The organism is Klebsiella sp. GG_Kp175 (assembly GCF_040062325.1).
Lineage (GTDB): Bacteria > Pseudomonadota > Gammaproteobacteria > Enterobacterales > Enterobacteriaceae > Klebsiella > Klebsiella quasipneumoniae.
On record NZ_JBEAFX010000004.1, the window covers coordinates 453,896 to 477,129 of the forward strand.

Below are 23,234 nucleotides of genomic sequence, written 5' to 3' on the forward strand. Positions count from 1 at the left end.
GACTGAAAGCACTATCCGCGAAGAATAAGGAAAGGGTATGTCCACCTCTCAGATAGCGCTGCTTGCCAGCGTCCAGCAGTTTTTAGACCGTCAGCATGGCCTGTATATCGACGGCGCCCCCTGCGCCGCGCAGAGCGAAAACCGGTTAACCGTCTGGGATCCGGCCACCGGGCAGGCGATCGCCACCACCGCCGACGCCAGCCCGGCGGATGTTGACCGGGCGGTGATGTCCGCCTGGCGTGCCTTCGTCGACCGCCGCTGGGCCGGGCGCACCCCGGCCGACCGCGAGCGCATCCTGCTGCGCTTTGCCGATCTGGTGGAGCAGCACGGCGAGGAGCTGGCGCAGCTGGAAACCCTCGAGCAGGGTAAATCCATCGCCATCTCCCGCGCCTTCGAGGTCGGCTGCACCCTGAACTGGATGCGTTACACCGCCGGGCTGACCACCAAAATCAGCGGCCGGACGCTGGACGTCTCGATCCCGTTCCCGCAAGGGGCGCGTTATCAGGCGTGGACCAAAAAAGAGCCGGTGGGAGTAGTGGCGGGCATCGTTCCGTGGAATTTCCCGCTGATGATCGGTATGTGGAAGGTGATGCCGGCGCTGGCGGCGGGTTGTTCGATCGTCATTAAACCCTCAGAAACCACCCCGCTGACCCTGCTGCGGGTGGCGGAGCTGGCGACCCAGGCGGGCATTCCTGACGGGGTGTTCAACGTGGTCACCGGCAGCGGTGCCGGCTGCGGTGCGGCGCTGACCGCCCATCCGCAGGTGGCGAAGGTGAGCTTTACCGGCTCGACGGCCACCGGGAAACAGATTGCGCGGGTGGCCGCCGACCGCCTGACCCGCGTGACGCTGGAGCTGGGCGGCAAGAACCCGGCGATTGTGCTTAAAGACGCCGATCCCCAGTGGGTCATTGAGGGGCTGATGACCGGCAGCTTCCTTAACCAGGGGCAGGTCTGCGCCGCCAGCTCGCGGATCTACATTGAAGCGCCGCTGTTTGACACCCTGGTCAGCGGCTTCGAGCAGGCGGTGAAATCGCTGCAGGTAGGGCCGGGGATGCTGGAGACGGCGCAGATCAACCCGGTGGTCTCCCGGGCCCACTGCGACAAGGTGGCGGCCTACCTTGAAGAGGCCCGACAGCAGAAGGCGGAGCTTATCAGCGGCAGCGCCGGGCCGGATGCGGGGGGGTACTATATTCCGCCGACGCTGGTGGTTAACCCGGACGCCGGGCTGCGCCTCACCCGTGAGGAGGTGTTTGGTCCGGTGGTGAACCTGGTGCGGGTGGCCGACGGCGAGGAGGCGCTGCGCCTGGCCAATGACAGCGATTTTGGCCTGACCGCCAGCGTCTGGACCCGCGACCTGACCCAGGCTCTCAACTATACCGATCGCCTGCAGGCCGGGACGGTCTGGGTCAACAGTCATACCCTGATTGACGCCAACCTGCCGTTCGGCGGCATGAAGCAGTCCGGCACCGGTCGCGATTTCGGCCCGGACTGGCTCGACGGCTGGTGCGAAACCAAATCCGTCTGCGTGCGTTACTAGCCCTCCGTCGGGGAAGGCGCATCGCTTTTCCCGACGTCCCGCTTGCCGACCTCCGCTCTTTCTCGCTACTGTGGAGGGCAATCTTTGCCCGCGCAGGGCGGTGAATGATGAGGAGGTCTTCGGCATGACAGCATTTCCTGAGGTTGCACTAATTGGTCCTGGCGCCATCGGCACCACGATCGCCGCCGCCCTGTTTGGGGTGGGGAGGGCGCCGGTGGTCTGCGGGCGCACTGCCCATTCGTCTTTGGTGCTGCGCACTGATGAGGGTGAGATCGTGGTGCCCGGCCCGGTGCTCACCGACCCGACGGCGATAGCCGCCCCCTTCGACCTGGTGTTTGTCGCGGTGAAGGCCACCCAAACGGAGGCCATCGCCCCGTGGCTGGCGGCCCTGTGTTCGCCAGACACCGTGGTGTGCGTGCTGCAAAACGGCGTCGAGCAGCGCCAGCAGTTTGCCCCTTTGACCGGCGGCGCGACGGTGCTGCCGTCGGTGGTCTGGTTTCCGGCGCAGCGCGACGCCGATGCTTCGGTCTGGCTGCGCGCCGCGCCGCGCCTGACGCTGCCGGATCTGCCGGGGGCGGAGCGGGTGCAGCAGGCGCTGGCGGGAACCCACTGCGCGGTGGAGCTGGCGGCGGATTTTACCAGCGTCGCCTGGCGTAAACTGCTGCAGAACGCCGTCGCCGGACTGATGGTGCTGACCGGACGACGCGCCGGGATGTTCGCCCGGGAGGAGATCACCGCCCTCGGACTGGCCTATCTGCGCGAATGCCTGCAGGTGGCGCGGGCGGAAGGGGCCGTCCTGAGCGACAGCGTGCCGGAGGAGATCATCGCCGGCTTTCATCGGGCGCCTGCCGACTTAAGCACCTCTATTCTGATCGATCGCCTGCATGGCCGACCGCTGGAGTGGGATATTCGTAACGGGGTGGTACAGCGTCGCGGGCGTCAACACGGCATACCGACGCCGCTCAGCGATATCATCGTGCCGCTGCTGGCGGCGGCCAGCGACGGCCCGGGCTGACCCGGGCTGGCGCGGGGTTAATCCACCAGGGAGGGATCGAGGTCGATCATCAACTGCTTCATCTCGGCGAAGTGCTGCCGGGAGAAATCGGCAATTTTCTCCCAGTCCTGGGCGGTTTTTTCCGCCACCGCGTCTGACAGCACCTTCAGCGGCTGGCCGGTTGACCAGGCGGTGATCAGGATCTGACAGGCGCGCTCCAGGGTCCAGATATCGTCGAACGCTTCGCCGATAGTCGGAGCGGTCACCAGCACCCCATGGTTGCCCATCAGCAGACGGCGTTTATCCGTCAGCAGCCCCGCCAGCCGGGCGCCTTCTGCCGCGGTGTCCGCCATCCCGCCGTACAGGGTATCGACGGCGACCCGGTTAAAATAGCGGGCCGTGTTCTGGTCAATGGGCAGGATCTGCGGCGTCGCCAGACAGGCGAGGCTGGTGGTGTACACCGGGTGCAGATGCAGCACCACCCGCACGTCGGGCAGTTGCTGATGGATCTGCCCGTGAATGGCCCACGCGGTGGCATCGACGTCAGGTCGCGAGGCGCAACGTTCATCATCGGCGTGCAGCACCAGCAGATCGCTGGCGCGGATGCGCGAAAAGTGTTTCCACTTCGGGTTGAGTAAAAACGTTTTCCCGTCAGCGGAGAGCGCGGCGCTGAAATGGTTGGCCACCGCCTCATGCATGCCGAGATGGGCAATGATGCGAAAGGTGGCCGCCAGGTCGATGCGGATCTGCTCTTCATCGGAATCGCGCATGGGCATTACTCCGCTTTCGGCATCAGGGTCTGCAGATCCTCTGCCGTCGGCGCCTGGAAGTGATATTTCTTCAGCAAGGCGGCATATTCCGGCGTCGCGCTGTATTTTTTCAGCGCCTGTTCGAGGGCGGTTTTCACCTCCGTGTTGCCTTTTTTAACGCCAAAGCCGTTCAGCACCGGATAGATCAGGGTGTCAGAGGAGATCGCCACCCGGTCGCCCAGCTTTTCCACCACCCCGCGCGCCACGGCGGCGTCGGTGATCTGCGCATCCACTGCGCGGGACAGCAGCGCCTGGGTGGTCTGCGGGTCGGTGGTATAGACGCTCAGCGCAATTGGCTTCAGCCCTTTCTTCACGCAGTAGTCGGCGGAAAGCTTCTGCAACTGCGCCAGCCACGAGGTGGCGCCCATCGAGCCGATTTTATGCCCGCAGAAGTCTTCCGGCGTCTTGGGCTGGTAGTCGCTCCCTTTGCGGGCGAGGATCGCTTCCCCGCTTTTCAGGTACGGCACCATGTCGATCACCTTCAGGCGCTCGGCGGTAATGTACATCGACGAGTTGGTGATATCGAAGCGCCCGCCCTGCAGTCCGGGGATCAGGTTGGGGAAGCGGGTGTCGATATTCACCGCCTCGCGGCCCATGCTCTTCGCCAGACCGTCGAGCAGTTCAATATCAAACCCCGCCGGTTTGTTGTTCTCCATGTACTCGTAAGGGAAAAAGGTCATGTCCGAACCGGCGGTGATCTTGCCGCTTTGCTGGAAGGCCAGCGCGTTCAGGGATGTCAGAGCCCCCGCTGCGCAGAGCAGCAGAGCCAGCGGGCGTGGTGCGAAAAAGCGTGTCATAAAACCTCCGGAGTGTGGGCGAATTACATGCTGGCGCGATCGGCACCGGCCTGCTGAACAAAAAACGAAGCGCCGCGCGGCTTCTGCGGCAGGCGAAGCTGGTTATTGGTGCTGCGCACCAGACCGCTCTCTTCCCCGGCCACCAGCTGGCCGGCATGGCGGCTCGGCAGCGGGTTTTCGCCGAAGGGCAGCGCATCCTCGGCGGCGTAGACGCTGATGAACAGGGTGCGCGGCAGGGCGGTTTCGTTGGGGCTGGAGGCGTGCAGCAGGCGGGTATGCATAAAGCAGACTGAGCCCGCCGGGCCAAAACAGGCCTGCGGCTGCTGGCAGTGAGCCGTCACCACCTCGTCATCCACCGCCCCGGTGAAGCGACCCTCCTGCCAGTGGGACCACAGCGGCCCCTGATGGCTGCCCGGCACCACATTGAGCGGGCCATTCTCAGGAGTCACCTCGCTGACCATCAGCAGGGCGGTGATAATGTCGTCATTGCTGTGCGGGGTGAAGAGGAAATCCTGATGCCATTTCACCTCGGTGGCGGTGTGCGGCAGCTTGGAGTTAATTTTGCTGTGGTGAAAACGGGTGCCGTTGCCGCCGATCAGCTGCGCGGCAATGGTCGCCATCCGCGAATTCAGCGCAGTATGGCGATAGGCCTCGGAGATCTCCGTCGGGGAGGCGACCCGGCGCAGCGACGGATGGTCGGGAGCATGGTCGCGTTCGATATCGAAACGCGGCCGCCCGTCAAGGGTTTCTCCCCACGCCGTCGCGTGACGGCGGCTCTCCTCGACCCAGCCGTCGAAATCGCTCTGCAGCGTGGCGATGTCGGCGGCGGAAAGCACCCCTTCGACCACCAGATAACCCTGCTGATGAAACTGCTCAATTTGCCACTGCGCAATCATAGTTTTTCCTCTTCACGTCCCGATAATTAAGCCAGAGAAACATCTTTCAGAAAGGCCTCGACCCGCGGGTGTTGCCCGCTGCGCATCGCCTGCGGCGTGTCATCGCACACCACCCGGCCTTTCTCCATAAACACGATCCGGTCAGACACTTTGAAGGCGAAGTTCATCTCGTGGGTGACGATGACCATCGTGATGCCTTCGTGGGCCAGGGATTCGATAACCTGCAGCACCTCATTCACTTTTTCCGGATCCAGCGCCGAGGTGGGCTCATCGAACAGCATGATCTGCGGACGCATCATCAGGGCGCGGGCGATCGCCACCCGCTGCTGCTGACCGCCGGAGAGCTGGTGCGGATACTTCCAGGCGTGTTCCAGCATGCCCACCTTGTGCAGCAGCTCGCAGGCGTGCTGGCGCAGCTCCGTGTCGCTCGCCAGATGGTGATAGCGCGGGGCCAGCAGCAGATTGCCGAACACGGTCAGATGCGGGAACAGGTTAAAGCTCTGGAACACCATGCCGATATTCAGACGGTGTTCGGCATTCTCCATAAAGCGCGGCTTCTGCTGCCCCTGACGGTCGAGATGAATAAAGGGCTGGCCGTTAATCTGAATTTCGCCGTTATCGATCTGCTCAAGACCGTTTAGCAGGCGAATGAGGGTGGTTTTCCCCGAGCCCGACGGGCCGATAACCGAGACCACTTCGCCGGGCTGGATCTGCAGGCTCACCGCCCCCAGCACTTCGACATTGTTGTAGGCCTTATGCAGCTTAGAGGCCTGCAGCGCCGGCTCCTGGCCCTGGGAGACGCTGCGCGCCATCGCCGGGCGACGGGCGGTCGCCAACTGCTGCATCTCGGCATCCACCGGCCGGGCGGTGTCGCGTCGGGTGACATCGAGGTAGTTCTCCAGCCGTTTCAGCAGAAAATCGAACACCGTGACGATAAAGATGTAATAAAACGCCACGGCGGTCATGGTCTCCATGACCAGAAAGTTCTGCGAGTAGAGCTGCTGGCCGACCATCAATATTTCGGTCAGGGAGATCACCGACACCAGCGAACTGAGCTTCACGATGGCGATATACTCATTGGCCAGCGCCGGTAGGGCGACGCGCAGCGCCTGGGGAATGATCACCCGCCACTGGATCCCGGCGTAGCGTAAACCCAGGGCCCGCGCGGCTTCACTCTGCCCGCGGGGGATGGAGAGCAGCCCGCCGCGATGGATCTCGGCAATATAGGCCGCTTCGCTGAGGACCATCGCCAGCAGGCCGGCCCAGAAGGGATCGTTCAGCACCGGCGCGAAGGAGGGCAACGCCTGCGGCATGTTGTAGATAAAAATCAGCAGGACCAGCAGCGGCATACTGCGAAATAACCAGATATACAGCCGGGCAGGGGTGGATAACCAGCCGCGCGGCGACTGTTTAGCCAGCGCCAGAATAAATCCGAGCACAATACTGCAGCCCCAGGTCAGCAGACTTAATTTAATGACGGTCCAGGTGGCCCACCAAAAATCGGCATCGCTGAGCAGGCTTAACATGTAGTTCCAGTTAAACGTCATGGGCTATTTCACTCGTCATAATTAACCTAAATGAAAGCGGCTCGGCTGTGCATTAATGGGGAGCCGCCGGTGTTCATCGTGCGAATACACTATGCTGGCAGGATGCTTTCAGAGGCAATTAGTAAATTTTTGGCCTTTAAGTTTAAAAAAACTATACAGCGTTATTAACGATATGGAATTTAAAGTGATTATCGGGATACTTTTCGTAAACAATTTAAAAACAATAGCTGCAATTGAATAACGATATTTTATGCAGACAGGTTATTTTGCGCGAAACTGGGGCGACCGCTGCCTGCTCAATGTGCAGCGTGTTGCATGATGGTGCAAAAGCGGAAATAAACCGTGCCGGCGCGGGAGGAGAATAAATAATATCGCCCCCTGGCGGGCAATGCGCCGCCATTTTTCACGGGTGGCACGCGGATTGCTTGGGACTTAGGGGAAAACTATTTCCTGCGTGCGCCGGACCATATTTTATCAATGGTGATGCTATGAACCGATTTACCCTGAAGCAGCTCAAATATTTCGTCACCGTGGTGGAGACGGAGAGTATCGCCGAGGCCTCCCGCCAGCTGCACATTGCGCAGCCGTCGATTTCCATTGCCATTAAGAATCTGGAGAGCACCTTCGACCAGCAGCTGTTTATTCGCCACCACGCGCAGGGCGTCTCGCTCACCTCCAGCGGTCGGCGGATCTACGATAAAGCGAAGGAGCTGCTGCGCCTGTCGTGGGAATTTGAGCAGAATTCGCGGGCGGATAAAGAGCTGGTTTCTGGCATGATCTCCATCGGTTGCTTTGAATCGGTAGCTCCGCTGTATATGCCGAAGCTGGTGGCTGGATTTAAGAAATGCTATCCGGAAATTACGCTGCATCTGTATGACGGCGAACAGCATGAGCTGATGCATGGCCTGCACCGCGGCCGCTTTGACCTGGCGCTGGTCTACGATCTGGAGCTTGGCCACTCGATCAATAAAGAACGGCTTAACGCCCCGCATAAACCCTACGCGCTGCTGCCCGCCGCGCATCCGCTGGCGCAAAAGGCGCAGGTGACGCTGCAGGAGCTGAGCCGCGAGCCGATGATCCTCCTTGATGCGGTCCCGAGCAAAAATTATTTCATCTCCATCTTTAAGGAAAAAGGCTATCACCCGGAAGTAGCTTACAGCTCACCCTCTATCGAAATGGTGCGCTGTATGGTCGGTCAGGGGCTCGGTTTTTCGGTGCTGGTCACCCGGCCCTGTTGCGATATGACCTACGATGGTGAAAGGGTGGTGCAGCGGGATATTGCCGACGATATGCCCGCCTCAACCTTAATTATGGCGCATCTCGCGAATAATGAGCCGACGCGGCCAACGCAACTGTTTATGGATTATTGCCGCAGTATCGAATTAACCCCCTCTCACGGCTGAAATAACGCCTGTCGATCCGGCAGGCGTTATTTTTTTTGTCGTCACTCAGCCTCGTAAAATTCTATTCAGTCGATCGTTTTATAATATTTTACCAATTCGTCACAGTTAAATAACCTGAAAGCCGTCAATTCCGGCGACCTCGTCGGCAACTGTGCTTGAAGGATAGAGAAATGACTGAACAGATAACCGAGATCGATACCCTGGTGGTCGGCGCGGGGCAGGCGGGCGTCGCCATGAGCGAGCATCTGACCCGGCTGGATATTCCCCACCTGGTGCTGGAGAAACAGGGTATTGCCCAGGCCTGGCGCAGTGGGCGCTGGGATTCGCTGGTGGCCAACGGCCCGGCCTGGCACGATCGGTTTCCGGGGATGGTGTTCCCGGACTGCCCGCCGGATAGCTTTGTCGGCAAAGAGCAGGTTGCGGACTATTTTGCCGCCTATGCCCGCAGCTTCAATGCGCCGATCCGTACCGGGGTGGAGGTGTACAGCGCCGAACGCCTCGCCGGGCGACCGGGCTTTCGTGTCGACACCTCCCAGGGGGTGATTGAGGCGCAGCGGATCGTAGCGGCCACCGGACCCTTTCAGCGCCCGGCGATCCCGGCCATCGCCCCGCAGAGTCCGGCTATTCAGCAGCTCCACTCGGCGCACTATTTTAATCCGCAGCAGCTGCCGGAGGGCGGCGTGCTGGTGGTGGGGGCCGGCTCCTCCGGCGTCCAGATTGCCGATGAGCTGCAGCGTGCCGGACGCGCGGTGTGGCTGTCGGTGGGGGCGCACGACCGGCCGCCGCGTCGCTATCGCCAGCGCGATTTTTGCTGGTGGCTCGGGGTGCTGGGAATGTGGGACGCCGCGGCCAATGCGCCGGGGAAAGAGCATGTCACTATCGCGGTGAGCGGCGCGCGCGGCGGCCATACCGTCGATTTTCGCCAACTTGCACATCAGGGGGTCACCCTGGTGGGGCAGACCCGCGGCTTTGACGGCGCCAGGGCGTTGTTCCACCCCGACCTGGCGGAGAATATCCGCCGCGGCGATGCCTCTTATCTTGCGTTGCTCGACGCCGCCGACGACTGGGTAGCGCGCAACGGTTCGGATCTGCCTGAAGAGCCCTCCGCCCGTGAGTTTCTGCCCGATCCGGCCTGCGTCAGCGACCCGCTGCTTAGCCTCGACCTGGCCGAGGCCGGGATCGGCGCCATCATCTGGGCGACCGGATATACCACCGACTATCGCTGGCTGAAGGTCAACGCCTTCGATGACGCGCAGCGGCCGCAGCATCACCGCGGCGTGTCGACGGAGCCGGGGGTCTATTTTCTCGGCCTGCCGTGGCTGTCGCGGCGCGGGTCCACCTTTATCTGGGGCGTCTGGCACGATGCCAAATATATTGCCGACCAGATCGCCATTCAGCGCCAGTATCAGCGTTACCAGCCGTCCTGATAACCGTTTCCTGAAGGAGTGCTTTGATGCCAACCCATACCCGTATTCGCATGTTTAACACCAAAGAGACCTACCCGAACCAGGCGCTGAACAACGATCTGTGCCAGGCGGTGCGGGCCGGGAATACCGTCTACGTTCGCGGCCAGGTCGGCACCGATTTCGCCGGCAACCTGATCGGCCTCGGCGACCCGCGAGCCCAGGCGGAACAGGCGATGAAGAATGTCGAGCAGCTGCTGAAAGAGGCCGGCAGCGACCTCTCGCATATCGTCAAGACCACCACTTATCTGATCGACCCCCGCTATCGCGAGCCGGTCTATCAGGAGGTGGGAAAATGGTTGAAAGGGGTCTTTCCCATCTCCACCGGGGTGGTGGTGTCGGCCCTGGCGCAGCCGCAGTGGCTGATGGAGATTGACGTCACGGCGGTGATCCCTGACGACTGGCAGGGGGAGGCGGCAGAATGACCCTTTCCCTTACCGCCCGTTGCCCGGAAACGGGTCAGTTGGGCATCGCCATTAGTTCATCGAGCATGGCCGTCGGGTCGCGCTGTCCGTGGCTGCTGCCCGGCGTGGGGGCGGTTTCCAGCCAGAACATTACCCTGCCGTCGCTGGGGCAGCAGATCCTCAGCGCGCTCGAAGCGGGAGCCAGCGTTGAGCAGGCCCTGAAGCAGGCGCTGGCGGAGGATCGCTTCCGCGAATATCGCCAGGTCGCGGCGATTGACGCCAACGGCGACACGGCGGTGTTCAGCGGGGAATTCACCCTCGGGATCGGCGGCGCCCTGGCGGGGGATAACTGCGTGGCGGCGGGCAACATGCTGGCCAGTGAGGGGGTGATCGCTGCGATGGTGGGCGCCTTTGAGGCCGCCACCGGTGAGCTGACCAGCCGGCTGCTGGCCGGACTGCGCGCCGGGATCGTCGCCGGGGGCGAGGCCGGGCCGGTCCACTCGGCGGCGGTGAAGGTGGTGGACGATTACCCGTGGCCGGTGGTCGACCTGCGCATTGACTGGGCGGAAGCGGATCCGCTGGCGGCCCTTGAGCAGCTCTGGCTGGCGTGGGAGCCGCAAATGGAGGCCTATATTACCCGGGCGCTCGACCCGCGCGAGGCGCCGGCCTATGGCGTGCCTGGCGATGAATAACACGCCGGGAGCGATCCTTGCCGCGCTGCTGGCCTTTGATACCACCAGCCGCCATTCAAACATGGCGATGATCGACTGGATCGCCGATTTTCTCGCCGCCCGCGGCGTGGCGTCCCGCCGCTTTTATGACCCGTCGGGGGGAAAGGCCAATCTCTACGCCCGGCTGGGGCCGTCCGGCGGCGGCGGGGTGATGCTCTCGGGCCATACCGACGTGGTCCCGGTGGACGGGCAGGACTGGAGCGTGCCGCCGTTCAGCCTGACCGAGCGCGATGGCCGCTACTACGGCCGCGGCAGCGCCGATATGAAGGGCTTTCTCGCCTGCGTGCTGACGGCGGTGGATGACTTTCTGGCGGCGCCGCTGCGGATGCCGCTGCATCTGGCCTTCTCCTATGACGAAGAGGTCGGCTGCCTCGGCGTGCGCAGCCTGGTGGATTTTCTGCAGGCCTCGCCGGAGAAACCGGCGCTGTGCCTCATCGGCGAGCCGACGGAGATGCAGCCGGTGTTCGGTCATAAAGGCAAACTGGCCATGCGCTGCTGCATTGAGGGCCAGGCCTGCCATTCGGCCTATGCCCCGCAGGGGGTGAACGCCATCCGCTACGCGGCCAGGCTGATCAACCGCCTGGATCGGCTGGGCGAGCGTCTGGCCCGGCAGCTGGACAGCCGCTTTTCGCCGCCTTTCAGCACCCTGCAGGTGGGCACCATTCAGGGCGGCGCCGCGCTGAACATCGTTCCGCAGTCCTGTCGCTTTGATTTTGAAATCCGCTACCTGCCGGGGATGCGTCCCGAAGCGGTTACCGAAGCGCTGGCGGCCTACGCCCGCCGCCGGCTGCTGCCGGAGATGCGCCGGGTCGGCGGCGGAAGCGACATCCAGTTTCAGCTGTTGAGCCACTACCCGCCGCTGCTCAGCGATCCACAGTCCGACTTCGCCCGCTGGCTGGCGCAGTGGTGCGGCAGCGATCGGTTTTCCACCGTGGCGTTCGGCACCGAAGGGGGGCTGTTCGACGAGATGGGCGTCGCGACCCTGGTCTGCGGGCCGGGCAGCATGGCCCAGGGCCATAAGGCCGATGAGTACATCAGCATCGACCAGACCGAACGCTGCATGGCGATGCTGGGCCAGCTTTGCGCGTGGATGCGCGCCGAGCCCGCAGAACCGCTTACCTGATCCACCCACACAGGAACCCAAGCGATGCACAACCAACACTCTCACCATATCGATCAAGCGACAGTCGACCGCTGGCAGGCGGATGGCGTGGTATTACTGAAGGGCGTTTTTACCCCCTGGGTTGAGCGCCTCGCCGAGGGGGTCACGGCGCTGATGGCCAGCCCCAGCGAATATGGTCATGCGCGCACGGTGATCCCCAAAGATGGTTCGCCGCCTTTTTTTCAGGATTACTGCAACTGGTCGCGGATCCCGGCGTTTAGCGAGTTTGTCTTCCAGTCGGCCGCCGCCGAAATCGCCGCGGCGCTGATGCAGTCGCAGACGGCGAAATTTTTCCATGAGCATACGCTGGTCAAACCCGCCGGGGGCAGCACGGTCACCCCCTGGCATCATGACCAGCCTTACTATTGCGTCTCCGGCCGACAGAACGTCAGCTTCTGGATCCCGCTGGACCCGGTAGCAGAGGCCACCTCGCTGCGCTGCATTCGCGGGTCGCATCGCTGGGAGGCGGAGTACAGTCCCACCCGCTTCAATGGCACCAGGCTCTATGAGCACACCCGGTTCAGCGCGCTGCCGGATATCGACGCCCATGAGGACGAGTACGATATCGTCAGCTGGGCGCTGGAGCCGGGGGATGCGGTGGCCTTTCATTTTCGCACCGTCCATGGCGCCCGCGGCAACCCTGGAGCGCGGGCGCGACGGGTCTTCTCCGCCCGCTGGGTGGGGGATGACGCCGCCTTTGCCGACCGCGGCGGCGTGACGTCGCCGCCGTTCCCCGAGCTGACCCTGCGGGACGGCGACCCGCTGGATTCTCCACTGTTCCCCCAGGTCTGGCCACCAGCGTAAGCGGCTTCGGACGGGATCTGCTATGATCCCGTCTTTCGTTGTCTGGAGCCAGTCGATGTTCAACGACGCCATTGTTTATGACCGCTACGGGCCGCCGGCCGCGGTGCTAACGCTGAAACGCGCCCCGCTGGCGCCGCTGGCCGGTGGACGGGTGCGGGTCAGGATGCGCTATGCCCCGGTGAATCCTTCAGATCTGATCCCCATCACCGGCGCCTATCGCCACCGTACCCGACTGCCGGCCGTCCCCGGCTACGAAGGCCTTGGCGAGGTGGTCGCCGCGCCATTCGGCAGCCGGCTGACCGCGGGCCAGCGGGTGCTGCCCCTGCGCGGGGGCGGCACCTGGCAACGGTTTATCGATCTCGATGAGACCTGGCTGGTGCCGGTTCCCCCGGCGGTGGACGATCTGCTGGCCGCCCGCGGGTATATCAATCCGCTGACTGCGATGCTGATGCTCAGTCACTGGCCGGTTGCCGGGAAACAGATCGTGCTGACCGCCGCCGCCTCCTCCTGCGCCAGCCTGCTGGGGCAGTGGGCGCTGGCCATGGGCGCCCGTTCGGTAAGTGGGATTATTCGCTCGCCGCAGCATCGGGCGCGTCTGGAGCAGGCCGGGATCTATCCGATCCTCGACGCCGACCGGGCGCTGGTGGAGAAGGTCAGCCAGCACAGCGATCTGGTGTTTGACGCGGTGGGCGGGGAGCTGGGGAACACGCTGTTGTCGGTGCTGCCCGCGTCGTCGACCCTGGTCTCCTACGGCTTATTATCCGGGCGGCCGTTGATCCAGACGCGCGCCAGCGCGGCGGTGCGCAAGTTTCATCTGCGGGAGGCGCTGCCTGGCCTCAGCGTGGCGGCATGGCGGGCGGCGTTCGATGAGATCTGGCAGCGGCTGCCGACGACTACGCAACCGCCGGCCCAGCGGGTGGCGTTGAACGACTGGCGCGAGGCGATTGCCGCCGCCGGCCAGCCGGGAAGAGGCGGTAAAATCCTGCTCGATTTCACCGTGGGTTGAGATTACTGTTTCTTCTCGCCGAGGGTCGGCGTTTCGTCAAAGAAGTTCCATGGCTTCAGCAGGGCGTGCGCCCATTCGGTTGGCATGATCGGCCACTCTTCAGCGCGCGCCACGTGGGTGGTGCCGGTGGTGATCCACACCACGTCATCCTGGTGCGTCAGCGACTCATCGTCCTTGGCATACTGGCCTAACCCGGTATCGTGAGCGGAGCGGTTGGGGTATTTGCCTTCCGGATAGCGTTCGCTCGGGTGGTAGCGCGTCACCCACAGCTGTTTATCCATAAAGCTCAGACGATGGTAGATCCACTCGTCGGGGGCGAACTTGGCGCCGGTCGCCGCCGGATGGGTGCCGCCAGCGTAAGGGATGATCTGGTAAGAGACTGGGTTACCCATGCGGTTCTCTTTGCTGGTGTTGCTCAGCAGGCGAATCGTACCCGGGTCGAATTTCTGCGCCGCTTTCTGTTCGCTGTCAATCGTGTACTGATTCACCTGCATGGTGCTGGTGCGCGGGCCGCCGGCGGTGTTGGGCTTCACCTCCGGGTCCATCGCCACCAGAGTGTTGTTTTCGCCGTCCACGTCGAGGTCGAGGCGGAAGTTATAGATATGCTGGTGGGTGGTGCCGACAATATTATGGTCGATCAGCGTTCCGTAGCGGGTATCTTCTTTGGCGCTCGGGTCGTGCATGGTTTTCGCCAGCACGCCTTTCACCGCCTCAATCCCGGTGGCGCCGGCATCGATGCCGATGGTGCCGTTGTCGTGGAATACCCAGTCAAAGATATAGTCGTAGTTGCCGACGGTGCTGATCCAGCGCACCACCAGCTCCCGGCGCTCGGTACTGACGTTGGGCTTGCCCATCTCCAGGTGCTTATATTCCGGCCCGGCGTAGCGCTCGAATATGGCGACGGCGTGCGGGATGGTGGTCGGCGCGCCGGTGTAGTCGGCGATGGTTTCATCCAGCAGCACCGCATTCGACGGCGCGTCTTTGCCGCGTACAATCGGCGAGGTCAGGGTGCCCATGCCGTAATCGCCGGAGTCCAGATAGGCTTTGAAATACCAGCCGACGTCCGGGTCGCCGTAGGGGACGATCATCCCGCCGAGCGAACCTTCATACATCACCTGGCGTTTTTTGCCGTTATCGTTGTAGGTCACCGTCGAGAGGATTGGCCCGACGCGCGAGTTAAGACGCAGATGGAAATCCCAGTTCCGCCAGTGAATGGTATCCCCGGTAATGGTATAGTTTTTGCCTTCCGGTTCAGTAATATCCAGCGGTTTCACCGCCGGGGCGTTGCGGTCGCGGCCATCATACGGACGCGGTTCCATCGGCACCGGAATCACCGGGCCTTCCTCGATTTTGATGATTTTCTTTGCTTCCAGGTCGACCACCGCCACCAGGTTTTCAATCGGGTGCGCCCAGTAGTTGCCGTCGCCGGTATCGAGATAGCTGACCACCTTCAGCAGACGCGCATCCTGCTGCAGGCCATCTTTGCCATCGAAGTAGCCGACGGTGAGCGGGGTGGTGACCACCTTGCCAGGATCGGTAATACCGTGTTTTTTCAGCACCGCCGTGAATTCGCTGCTGGCGTTGATGATGTTCTGCACGCTGGCGAAATCATCGAGCAGCACCATGCCGTGCGCGCCTTTGATCGGCGTCCATGAGAGGATTTTTTTGTTTTGCAGATCGACGACGGCTTCAATGACATGTTTGCCATCGAGCATCACCACATCGGCAGTGCGGGGGGCATCAACGGGCGTTCCCTGCAGGGCAAAGGCCCATACCGCCGCTTTATCCGGCTCGTGCAGGGAAATCTCAGTAAAGCGGGTATTCGGCTGGAACTCCGGCGCGGTTTTGACAATGGTCACCGCTTCGCTGATTTCCGCCGCCGAGAGCGAGTTTAACGGGTGAGGGCGTTTTTCCACCTGGAAGGTCTGGTCGAGACCGGACTGGAACACGTCGTTGATAAAGGTATCGGAGACCCAGGCTTTACCTTCCTTCATCACCACCGGCACCGGTAGGTCAAGGGATTTACCGTTGACGATCGCCGTTTTGGCGCCGGGCTTCACTTTGACGTAAGCGCCATCTTTTATCAGGGTAAACATTTGCGCATAGTCATCCCACTGCACGTCAGCGCCGAACGCCTGCAGCGTTTTATCCAGCGGTACCATGTGGGCTTCGCTACCGTGAGCGAAGACCGGTGATTGCCAGGCGCAAACCACCGCGACAGCGAGAGCCAGTGCGGTTTTACGAGGAGAAAATTTCAAGCCGTTTGCCATTGTGACCTCATCTTATTGTTGTGTTGTCTTATGCCGCTGCGAATGTCGGCTTTGTCACCCTTAAGCTACCAGCCCGCGGCGCCGTAGCGTTTGTTTGCTCTTGCCAGGTTATTTGTCAGTTTTGCCAGAGGGACGTAAAAAATGCCTCCGCAGAGGCATTGAGCACGAGCGCCGATTTTTTTGCCGGGTGGCGGCTAACGCCTTACCCGGCCTACAGTCCCAAATCACTGCTGGCGCTAGCGCTGGGGCCGCTGAAACTGCCGGTGCTGGCGGCCTCAACATCGCTGAGACGTTCCCGGCAGGCCGGGGCAGCCCGCATGGATGCGGGCTGAGGGCCGTGTTTTGCATGGACGCTGCCTCGGCCCGACCCGAAGCCTGCAGGGATAAGTCGAAGGGACCGCGCAGCGGCGATTTTGCTGGCCGGAGCCCGGGGGTACAGGGGGCGGCGGCGACTGGCCGCCCCCTGTGCGCTCCCTGCGCCACGGAAAACAGAATGAAGAAAAATTAACCGGGAGCGCAATGTGCGCTGAAGCCACAGATAACATAAAGAACCACACTTCAGTACTTCCCCTCACCGTGACCCTCTACCGGAGGGAGAAGGAACTGTCCGGTAGCTGTTTTCGCCCCCTGCGCCTTGAGATAAATCACACAGAACAAACGTTTTCCCGGGGCGAAACCGTTGCAAACCATAGCTCAAGGACCGGCCAACAGAGCGCCAGCGGTCTATTTTCCGCCATTACGCCGGGAAATCCCCCTGCTGGCGCGCCACCAGGGTGAGAATGGAATACAGCGCCACCGCCTGCTGGTGCTGGTTGAAAATCTCTACCGCCCATTCCACCACGCCGGTGGCTTTCTCCTCAGCGCTGCGCTGCCGCTTGACCGTTTTCCGCTTACAGGTCAGACGCACCTGGATGGTGTCTCCCGGCTTGACCGGTTCAATAAAGCGCAGGTTTTCCATCCCGTAGTTGGCGATAACTGGCCCGACGCCGGCATCGACGAACAGACCGGCCGCCGCGGAGATCAGGAAATAACCGTGAACCACCCGCTCGCCGAAAATCGACTCGGCGGCGGCGATTTTGTCCATGTGGGCGTAGAAATGGTCGCCGCTCAGGCAGGCGAAGTTAACGATATCCGCTTCGGTCAGTGTCCGGCGCGGGGTCAGCAAACTGTCGCCGGGCTGGATCTCTTCGAAATATTTGCGAAACGGGTGAATGCGATCTTCGCTCACCTGGGCGCCGCGTACCCACTGCTGGCCGATGGTCGCCAGCATCGTTGGGCTGCCCTGGACGGCGGTGCGCTGCATATAGTGTTTCACCGAACGCAGTCCGCCGAGCTCCTCTCCGCCGCCTGCGCGGCCGGGGCCGCCATGCACCAGCTGCGGCAGCGGCGAACCGTGGCCGGTTGATTCTGCGGAGGATGCTTCGTTCAGGATCTGAATACGGCCATGCGCGCGGGCGGCGCCGAGGATAAACTCCCGCGCCAGTTCGCCGCTGGCGGTAACCAGCGTCCCCGCCAGGCTGCCGCCGCCGGCGCGTGCCAGCGTCAGCGCATGCTGGCGGTCCTGGTAGGGCATCAGGGTCGCCACCGGGCCAAAGGCTTCAATGGCGTGAACCGCCGGGGTTTCATCCGGCTGCGCGCAGTAGAGCAGCGTCGGCGGGAAAAAGGCTCCGGCCGCGCTGAGGTCTGCCTGTCCGCCAAGCAGCGCTTCGCAGCCGGCGGCAATCAGTTTATTGACGCTCTCCTGTACGTCCCGACGCTGCTCGTGATTAACCAGCGCCCCCATCTTAATCCCTTCCTGCGCCGGGTCGCCGACGGTCACTTTATGCAGGCGGGCGATCAGCGCATCGCTAACCGCATTGATCTGCGCCAGCGGAACGATGATGCGGCGGATAGCGGTACATTTTTGCCCGGCTTTCGCCGTCATTTCGCGAACCACTTCCCGGATAAACAGCGCGAACTCCGGTTGCTCCGGCGTGACGTCTTCGCCTAGCACACAGCAGTTGAGCGAATCCGCTTCCATGGTAAAGGGAATCGATTTGGCCACCAGGTTGGGGTGCGACCGCAGCTGCTGGCCGGTGGCGGCAGAGCCGGTAAAGGTCACCACGTCCTGGCTGTCGAGATGGTCGAGAAGATCGCCCGCGCCGCCGCAAATCAGGTTGATGGCGCCCTCCGGCACCAGGCCGCTGTCGACAATGGCTTTCACCATTGCCTGGGTGAGCTGGGCGGTAGCGGTTGCCGGTTTAACGATCGCCGGCATACCGGCAAGCCACGTGGGGGCCAGTTTTTCCAGCATTCCCCAGCAGGGAAAGTTGAAGGCGTTGATATGGACGGCGACGCCTGATTTTGAGGTCAGCACGTGACGGGCGGCAAAACCGCCCTGTTTTGAGAGCGGGATCAGCTCGTCTTCCGGCCACAGGATATCGTCCGGCAGTTCGCGACTGCCCAGCCCGGCATAGGTGAAAAGGGTACCGATACCGCCTTCAATATCCACCCAACTGTCGGCGCGGGTGGCGCCGGTTTGCGCCGAGATGGCGTAGAACTGGTCTTTCTGCTCCAACAGATGTTTCGCTACCGCTTTTAACATCGCGCTGCGTTCAATAAAGGTCATGGCTTGCAGCGCCTTCCCGCCGCGCTCAATCGCGAAGCGGCGCGCCTGCGCCATATCCAGACCTTCACTGGTCACCTCCCACAGCGCCGCGCCGGTGATGGCGTGATGAATAGTACGGGCGCGGCCCCGGCCGGTCTGCCAGGCGCCGGATAAGTAGCTGGCTAACTGCTGCATCGCAAATCTCCAAATGTGTTACGTGTGATATCTATAAATAGTTCTTTTATGAATCATAAAATGCAAGCCCGTATTTAATAAATTATTAACATTGTGATCGCGATGGCGTTACGCTTTATGCTTAACTTACTGTATTTATTGTGGTTTACAAAAGGTTTTGCGGAGATTATCACAAAAAGAGCAAACAAAATTTGTGGTTTTATTTAACCAATATGTAACCTTCAATAAACAAAGTGATTCACATAAATGTTTTTGTTGTGAATATCGGAATCATAAAGGTGATGACGTGACAGAAGAACAACGCTTTGACCAGCGCATCGCGCAGGAAACGGCCATCGAACCGCAGGACTGGATGCCGGATGCCTACCGTAAGACCTTGATTCGGCAGATAGGCCAGCACGCGCACTCGGAGATCGTCGGCATGCTGCCGGAAGGCAACTGGATCACCCGCGCGCCGACGCTGCGCCGCAAAGCGATCCTGTTGGCTAAGGTACAGGATGAGGCTGGACACGGGCTGTATCTCTATAGCGCCGCGGAAACCCTTGGCTGCGCCCGGGAAGATCTGTATCAGAAGATGCTCGACGGGCAGATGAAATACTCCTCCATTTTTAACTACCCGACGCTGAGCTGGGCGGATATCGGCGTGATCGGCTGGCTGGTGGATGGCGCGGCTATCGTCAACCAGGTGGCGCTGTGCCGGACCTCCTACGGGCCCTATGCCCGGGCGATGGTCAAAATCTGCAAAGAAGAGAGCTTTCACCAGCGCCAGGGATTCGAAGCCTGCATGGCGCTGGCGCAGGGCAATGACGCGCAGCGGCAAATGCTGCAGGACGCCATTAACCGCTTCTGGTGGCCAGCGCTGATGATGTTTGGCCCCAACGACGACAACTCGCCAAACAGCGCCCGCAGCATGGCGTGGAAAATCAAACTGCACTCCAACGACGAGCTGCGTCAACGCTTCGTCGACAACACCGTGCCGCAGGTGGAGATCCTCGGCATGACCGTCCCGGACCCGGATTTGCAGTTTGATGCAGCCAGCGGGCACTACCGCTTCGGCGAAATCGACTGGCAGGAATTTAACGAGGTGATTAGCGGCCGTGGCATTTGCAATCACGAGCGGTTGGCCGCCAAGCGTAAGGCCTGGGAAGAGGGCGAATGGGTGCGCGAAGCCGCGCTGGCCCATGCGCAAAAACAGCAGGCCCGCAGCGCGGCATAAGGAGAGACAACATGAGCAAAGTTTACTGGCCATTATATGAAGTGTTCGTTCGCAGCAAACAGGGGCTTTCCCATCGTCACGTCGGCAGCCTGCATGCCGCCGACGATCAAATGGCGCTGGAAAACGCCCGCGACGCCTACACCCGCCGCAGCGAAGGCTGCTCAATTTGGGTGGTGAAGGCCAGCGAAATCGTTGCCTCGCAGCCGGAAGAGCGCGGCGAATTCTTCGACCCGGCGGAAAGCAAAGTCTACCGCCATCCGACTTTCTATACCGTGCCGGACGGCATGGAACATATGTGAGGCGGCGATGAATAACCCGAATCCCATCGCCACCTATGCCCTGCGGCTTGGCGACAATGGTCTGGTGCTGGCCCAGCGTTTAGGCGCCTGGTGCGGCCATGCCCCGGAGCTGGAGATCGATCTTGCGCTGGCCAACATCGGCCTCGACCTGCTCGGTCAGGCGCGCAACTTTTTAAGCTATGCCGCCGAGCTTAACGGCTGCGGCGACGAAGATACCCTGGCCTTCGGCCGCGATGAGCGCCAGTTCAGCAACCTGCTGCTGGTGGAGCAGCCCAACGGCAATTTTGCCGACACCATCGCCCGCCAGTTCTTTATCGACGTCTGGCACGTCGCCCTGTACAGCCGGCTGGTGAACAGCCGCGATGCGCAGCTGGCGGCAATTGCCGCTAAAGGGCTGAAAGAAGTGCGTTACCACCAGCGCTTCAGCCGTGGCTGGCTGGAGCGTCTTGGCAACGGCACCGAATTATCAAATCGCAAAATGCAGCAGGCGGTCGACAATCTGTGGCGCTTCACCGGCGAACTGTTCCTTGCCGATGACCTGGAGCTCAGCCTGGCCGGGCAGGGCATTGCGGTTGATCCGCGCGAGCTTCAGGCCGAATGGCAAAGCACCGTGCATACCGCGCTGCTTGACTCAGGCTTATCGATCCCGCAGGAAGCGGCCTTCCGCAGCGGCGGCAAACAGGGGCTGCACAGTGAACATCTCGGCCCGCTACTGGCGGAGATGCAATATCTGCAGCGTTCGCATCCCGGCCTGCAGTGGTAAGGGAGGAGAAGATGCAACGTTTAGATGACATCGCTCCCGCCGAGGTGCGTGCTATCTGGGGATTGTTAAGCGCGATCCCGGACCCGGAAGTACCGGTGCTGACCATCACCGATCTCGGCATGGTGCGCAGCGTCGCGCGCCACGGCGACGGCTGGGTGATTGGCTTTACCCCGACTTATTCGGGCTGTCCGGCGACGGAGCATCTGCTGGGGGAGATCCGCGCAGTGATGAGCGAGCATGGTTATCTGCCGGTCCACATCGTCCTGCAGCTGGATCCGCCGTGGACCACCGACTGGATGAGTCAGGATGCCCGCGAGCGCCTGCGCCAGTACGGCATCAGCCCGCCCCAGGGGCACGCCTGCCATGCGGATATGCCCGCCGAGGTGAGTTGTCCACGCTGCGGCAGCACCCATACCTCGCTGCTTAGCGAATTCGGTTCCACGGCCTGCAAAGCGCTCTATCGCTGCGACAGCTGCCGGGAACCTTTTGATTACTTTAAATGTATTTGAGGTTGCCATGACGACGTTCCATTCGCTTAAGGTGGCGAGAGTCGAGCCGGAAACCCGCGATGCGGTGACCATCACTTTTGCGATCCCGCAAGCCCTGCAGGCGGAATACTGTTTTCGCCCGGGCCAGCATCTGACGCTAAAAGCCCGTCTGGGCGGTGAAGAGCTGCGCCGCTGTTACTCCATCTGCCGCAGCCGCACGCCGGGAGAGATCAGCGTCGCGATCAAAGCCATCGACGGCGGGCGCTTCTCGCGCTACGCCCAGCACGATATCCAGCAGGGGATGGAGCTGGAGGTGATGGTGCCGCAGGGGCATTTCGGCTATCAGCCTCAGGCCGAACGGCAGGGCGACTATCTCGCGATTGCCGCCGGCTCCGGGATCACGCCGATGATGGCGATCGTTAGCGCCACCCTGGCCACCGAGCCGTACAGTCGCTTCACGCTGATCTACGGTAACCGCAACAGCCACAGCATGATGTTCCGCCAGGCGCTAGCCGATTTAAAAGACCGCTATCCGCAGCGCCTGCAGGTGATACATCTGTTCAGCCAGGAGTCGATGGACAGCGATCTTTTACAGGGGCGCATTGACGGCGACAAACTGCGCCAGCTCGCTGACCATCTGCTGGATTTCAGCCGTTTCGACGAGGCCTTTATCTGCGGTCCGGCGACGATGATGGACGAGGCGGAAGCAACGTTACGTGAACTTGGCGTAGCGGAGAAATCGATTCATCTCGAACGCTTCAATACGCCGGGCGGCAGCGTTAAGCGCGCCGCCGGGGTGCAGGCGGAGGGACGCACGGTCACCATCCGCCAGGACGGGCGCGATCGGCTGATCGCCCTCAGCGCCGAAGACGACAGCATCCTGGATGCCGCATTGCGTCAGGGGGCAGACCTGCCGTTTGCCTGCAAGGGCGGGGTGTGCGCCACCTGTAAATGCAAAGTGCTGCGCGGCGAAGTGGCGATGGCCGCCAACTATAGCCTCGAAGCGGATGAGCTGGCGGCGGGTTATGTACTGAGCTGCCAGGCGCTGCCCACCAGCGGCGACGTAGTTGTCGACTTTGACGCGCGGGGGATGGCATGAGCGAGCTGCTGATCCACCGCCATGGCCGGGTGCTGCAGCTGACGCTCAACCGTCCGCAGGCCCGCAATGCACTGAACAATGCCTTATTAACCCAGATTGCCGAGGCGCTGGAGGTCGCGGCCGCTGATAACCGCGTCAGCGTCTGCGTCATCAGCGGTAACCCGCGCTTCTTTGCCGCCGGGGCCGACCTGAATGAGATGGCGGAGAAAGATCTCCCGGCGACCCTGGACGATATCCGCCCGCGGCTGTGGGCGCGTATCGATGCCTTCCCCAAACCGCTGATCGCCTCGGTCAACGGCTACGCCCTCGGCGCCGGCTGCGAGCTGGCCCTGCTGTGCGATCTGATTGTCGCCGGGGACAACGCCCGCTTTGGCCTGCCGGAAATTACCCTCGGCATAATGCCGGGCGCTGGCGGCACCCAGCGGCTGATCCGCAGCGTTGGCAAGGCGCTGGCCAGCCGGATGGTGCTGAGCGGCGAGAGTATTGACGCCCGTCAGGCGCAGCAGGTCGGGCTGGTGAGCGATGTCCATCCGGCGGCGTTAACCGATGAGTATGCCCTGCAACTGGCGACCACCATCGCCCGCCATGCGCCGCTGGCGCTGCGGGCGGCGAAACAGTCGCTGCGCCTGTCGCAGGAAGTGAGCCTGCAGGCCGGTCTCCAGCAGGAGCGCCAGCTGTTCAGCCTGCTGAGCGCCACCGAAGACCGCCGCGAAGGCATCGACGCCTTCTTACAAAAACGTAACCCGGAATTTAAAGGACGCTAA

The 23,234-nt window shown here is 62.1% G+C and carries 22 protein-coding genes; 16 read left to right on the top strand and 6 right to left on the bottom strand.

Features of this window, described 5'->3' with window-relative positions; translation table 11 throughout:
- Window positions 1-37 precede the first annotated feature (37 nt).
- The gene (locus tag ABLU73_RS10960; RefSeq protein WP_048294657.1) at window positions 38-1,537 is read left to right on the top strand and encodes an aldehyde dehydrogenase family protein; all 1,500 of its coding nucleotides are present in this window, start codon (window positions 38-40) and stop codon (window positions 1,535-1,537) included.
- A gap of 124 nt (window positions 1,538-1,661) precedes the next feature.
- Complete coding sequence (locus tag ABLU73_RS10965) at window positions 1,662-2,552, top strand: oxidoreductase (protein WP_264923501.1); 891 nt, start codon at window positions 1,662-1,664, stop codon at window positions 2,550-2,552.
- Window positions 2,553-2,569: 17 nt separating this feature from the next.
- Here the strand turns inward: ABLU73_RS10965 and ABLU73_RS10970 are convergent, their stop codons facing one another.
- From ABLU73_RS10970 to ABLU73_RS10985, 4 genes are read right to left on the bottom strand one after another with little or no spacing between them, the layout of a single operon-like run.
- Window positions 2,570-3,301 carry a class II aldolase and adducin N-terminal domain-containing protein gene (locus ABLU73_RS10970; RefSeq protein WP_124989211.1) on the bottom strand — a complete coding sequence of 244 codons (732 nt, stop codon included), beginning with the start codon at window positions 3,299-3,301 and terminating at the stop codon, window positions 2,570-2,572.
- Between the two features lie 5 nt (window positions 3,302-3,306).
- Entirely contained in the window at window positions 3,307-4,137 is an 831-nt protein-coding gene (locus tag ABLU73_RS10975) for an ABC transporter substrate-binding protein (protein ID WP_004204023.1), read from the bottom strand.
- A 23-nt stretch (window positions 4,138-4,160) separates the two neighbouring features.
- Window positions 4,161-5,033, bottom strand: a complete 873-nt coding sequence (locus tag ABLU73_RS10980; RefSeq protein WP_017898740.1) for a phytanoyl-CoA dioxygenase family protein — start codon at window positions 5,031-5,033, stop codon at window positions 4,161-4,163.
- 26 nt (window positions 5,034-5,059) lie between these two features.
- Complete coding sequence (locus ABLU73_RS10985; protein ID WP_124989212.1) at window positions 5,060-6,580, bottom strand: amino acid ABC transporter permease/ATP-binding protein; 1,521 nt, start codon at window positions 6,578-6,580, stop codon at window positions 5,060-5,062.
- 488 nt (window positions 6,581-7,068) lie between these two features.
- Between ABLU73_RS10985 and ABLU73_RS10990 the strand changes: the two genes are divergently transcribed.
- The 7 genes from ABLU73_RS10990 (at window position 7,069) to ABLU73_RS11020 (ending at window position 13,553) form a co-directional block, all read left to right on the top strand.
- On the top strand, window positions 7,069-7,983 hold the full coding sequence (locus ABLU73_RS10990) for a LysR substrate-binding domain-containing protein (RefSeq protein WP_004204026.1): 915 nt from the start codon (window positions 7,069-7,071) through the stop codon (window positions 7,981-7,983).
- 170 nt (window positions 7,984-8,153) lie between these two features.
- A complete protein-coding gene (locus tag ABLU73_RS10995; protein ID WP_004204027.1) occupies window positions 8,154-9,410 on the top strand; it encodes an NAD(P)/FAD-dependent oxidoreductase in 1,257 nt (418 codons plus the stop codon).
- Window positions 9,411-9,436: 26 nt separating this feature from the next.
- On the top strand, window positions 9,437-9,871 hold the full coding sequence (locus ABLU73_RS11000; protein ID WP_004190423.1) for a RidA family protein: 435 nt from the start codon (window positions 9,437-9,439) through the stop codon (window positions 9,869-9,871).
- Window positions 9,868-10,542, top strand: a complete 675-nt coding sequence (locus ABLU73_RS11005; RefSeq protein ID WP_043522027.1) for a DUF1028 domain-containing protein — start codon at window positions 9,868-9,870, stop codon at window positions 10,540-10,542. The genes ABLU73_RS11000 and ABLU73_RS11005 overlap by 4 nt, the downstream gene beginning before the upstream one ends.
- The gene (gene argE, locus ABLU73_RS11010; RefSeq protein WP_124989213.1) at window positions 10,535-11,704 is read left to right on the top strand and encodes an acetylornithine deacetylase; all 1,170 of its coding nucleotides are present in this window, start codon (window positions 10,535-10,537) and stop codon (window positions 11,702-11,704) included. Before ABLU73_RS11005 ends, argE begins: the two co-directional genes overlap by 8 nt.
- Before the next feature lie 24 nt (window positions 11,705-11,728).
- Window positions 11,729-12,547, top strand: a complete 819-nt coding sequence (locus ABLU73_RS11015; RefSeq protein ID WP_004204030.1) for a phytanoyl-CoA dioxygenase family protein — start codon at window positions 11,729-11,731, stop codon at window positions 12,545-12,547.
- 22 nt (window positions 12,548-12,569) lie between these two features.
- Entirely contained in the window at window positions 12,570-13,553 is a 984-nt protein-coding gene (locus tag ABLU73_RS11020; protein WP_074194536.1) for a zinc-dependent alcohol dehydrogenase family protein, read from the top strand.
- Between the two features lie 2 nt (window positions 13,554-13,555).
- On the opposite strand, the gene tynA is transcribed toward ABLU73_RS11020, so the two are convergent.
- Window positions 13,556-15,823 carry a primary-amine oxidase gene (gene tynA, locus ABLU73_RS11025; RefSeq protein WP_264923499.1) on the bottom strand — a complete coding sequence of 756 codons (2,268 nt, stop codon included), beginning with the start codon at window positions 15,821-15,823 and terminating at the stop codon, window positions 13,556-13,558.
- Between the two features lie 158 nt (window positions 15,824-15,981).
- On the opposite strand from tynA, the gene ABLU73_RS11030 reads away from it, so the two are divergent.
- Window positions 15,982-16,155, top strand: coding sequence for a hypothetical protein (locus ABLU73_RS11030; RefSeq protein WP_062913974.1), 174 nt, complete (start codon window positions 15,982-15,984; stop codon window positions 16,153-16,155).
- Between the two features lie 404 nt (window positions 16,156-16,559).
- Here the strand turns inward: ABLU73_RS11030 and paaZ are convergent, their stop codons facing one another.
- On the bottom strand, window positions 16,560-18,605 hold the full coding sequence (gene paaZ, locus ABLU73_RS11035) for a phenylacetic acid degradation bifunctional protein PaaZ (protein ID WP_065877740.1): 2,046 nt from the start codon (window positions 18,603-18,605) through the stop codon (window positions 16,560-16,562).
- A gap of 286 nt (window positions 18,606-18,891) precedes the next feature.
- On the opposite strand from paaZ, the gene paaA reads away from it, so the two are divergent.
- From paaA to paaF, 6 genes are read left to right on the top strand one after another with little or no spacing between them, the layout of a single operon-like run.
- The gene (gene paaA, locus ABLU73_RS11040) at window positions 18,892-19,821 is read left to right on the top strand and encodes a 1,2-phenylacetyl-CoA epoxidase subunit PaaA (RefSeq protein ID WP_017898733.1); all 930 of its coding nucleotides are present in this window, start codon (window positions 18,892-18,894) and stop codon (window positions 19,819-19,821) included.
- 11 nt (window positions 19,822-19,832) lie between these two features.
- Window positions 19,833-20,120, top strand: coding sequence for a 1,2-phenylacetyl-CoA epoxidase subunit PaaB (gene paaB, locus ABLU73_RS11045; RefSeq protein WP_004224492.1), 288 nt, complete (start codon window positions 19,833-19,835; stop codon window positions 20,118-20,120).
- A gap of 7 nt (window positions 20,121-20,127) precedes the next feature.
- Window positions 20,128-20,883, top strand: coding sequence for a 1,2-phenylacetyl-CoA epoxidase subunit PaaC (paaC, locus tag ABLU73_RS11050; RefSeq protein ID WP_057214834.1), 756 nt, complete (start codon window positions 20,128-20,130; stop codon window positions 20,881-20,883).
- Between the two features lie 11 nt (window positions 20,884-20,894).
- Window positions 20,895-21,392, top strand: a complete 498-nt coding sequence (gene paaD, locus ABLU73_RS11055) for a 1,2-phenylacetyl-CoA epoxidase subunit PaaD (protein ID WP_004204037.1) — start codon at window positions 20,895-20,897, stop codon at window positions 21,390-21,392.
- Between the two features lie 7 nt (window positions 21,393-21,399).
- Window positions 21,400-22,470, top strand: a complete 1,071-nt coding sequence (paaE, locus tag ABLU73_RS11060) for a 1,2-phenylacetyl-CoA epoxidase subunit PaaE (RefSeq protein ID WP_004204038.1) — start codon at window positions 21,400-21,402, stop codon at window positions 22,468-22,470.
- On the top strand, window positions 22,467-23,234 hold the full coding sequence (gene paaF / locus ABLU73_RS11065) for a 2,3-dehydroadipyl-CoA hydratase PaaF (protein ID WP_264923498.1): 768 nt from the start codon (window positions 22,467-22,469) through the stop codon (window positions 23,232-23,234). Before paaE ends, paaF begins: the two co-directional genes overlap by 4 nt.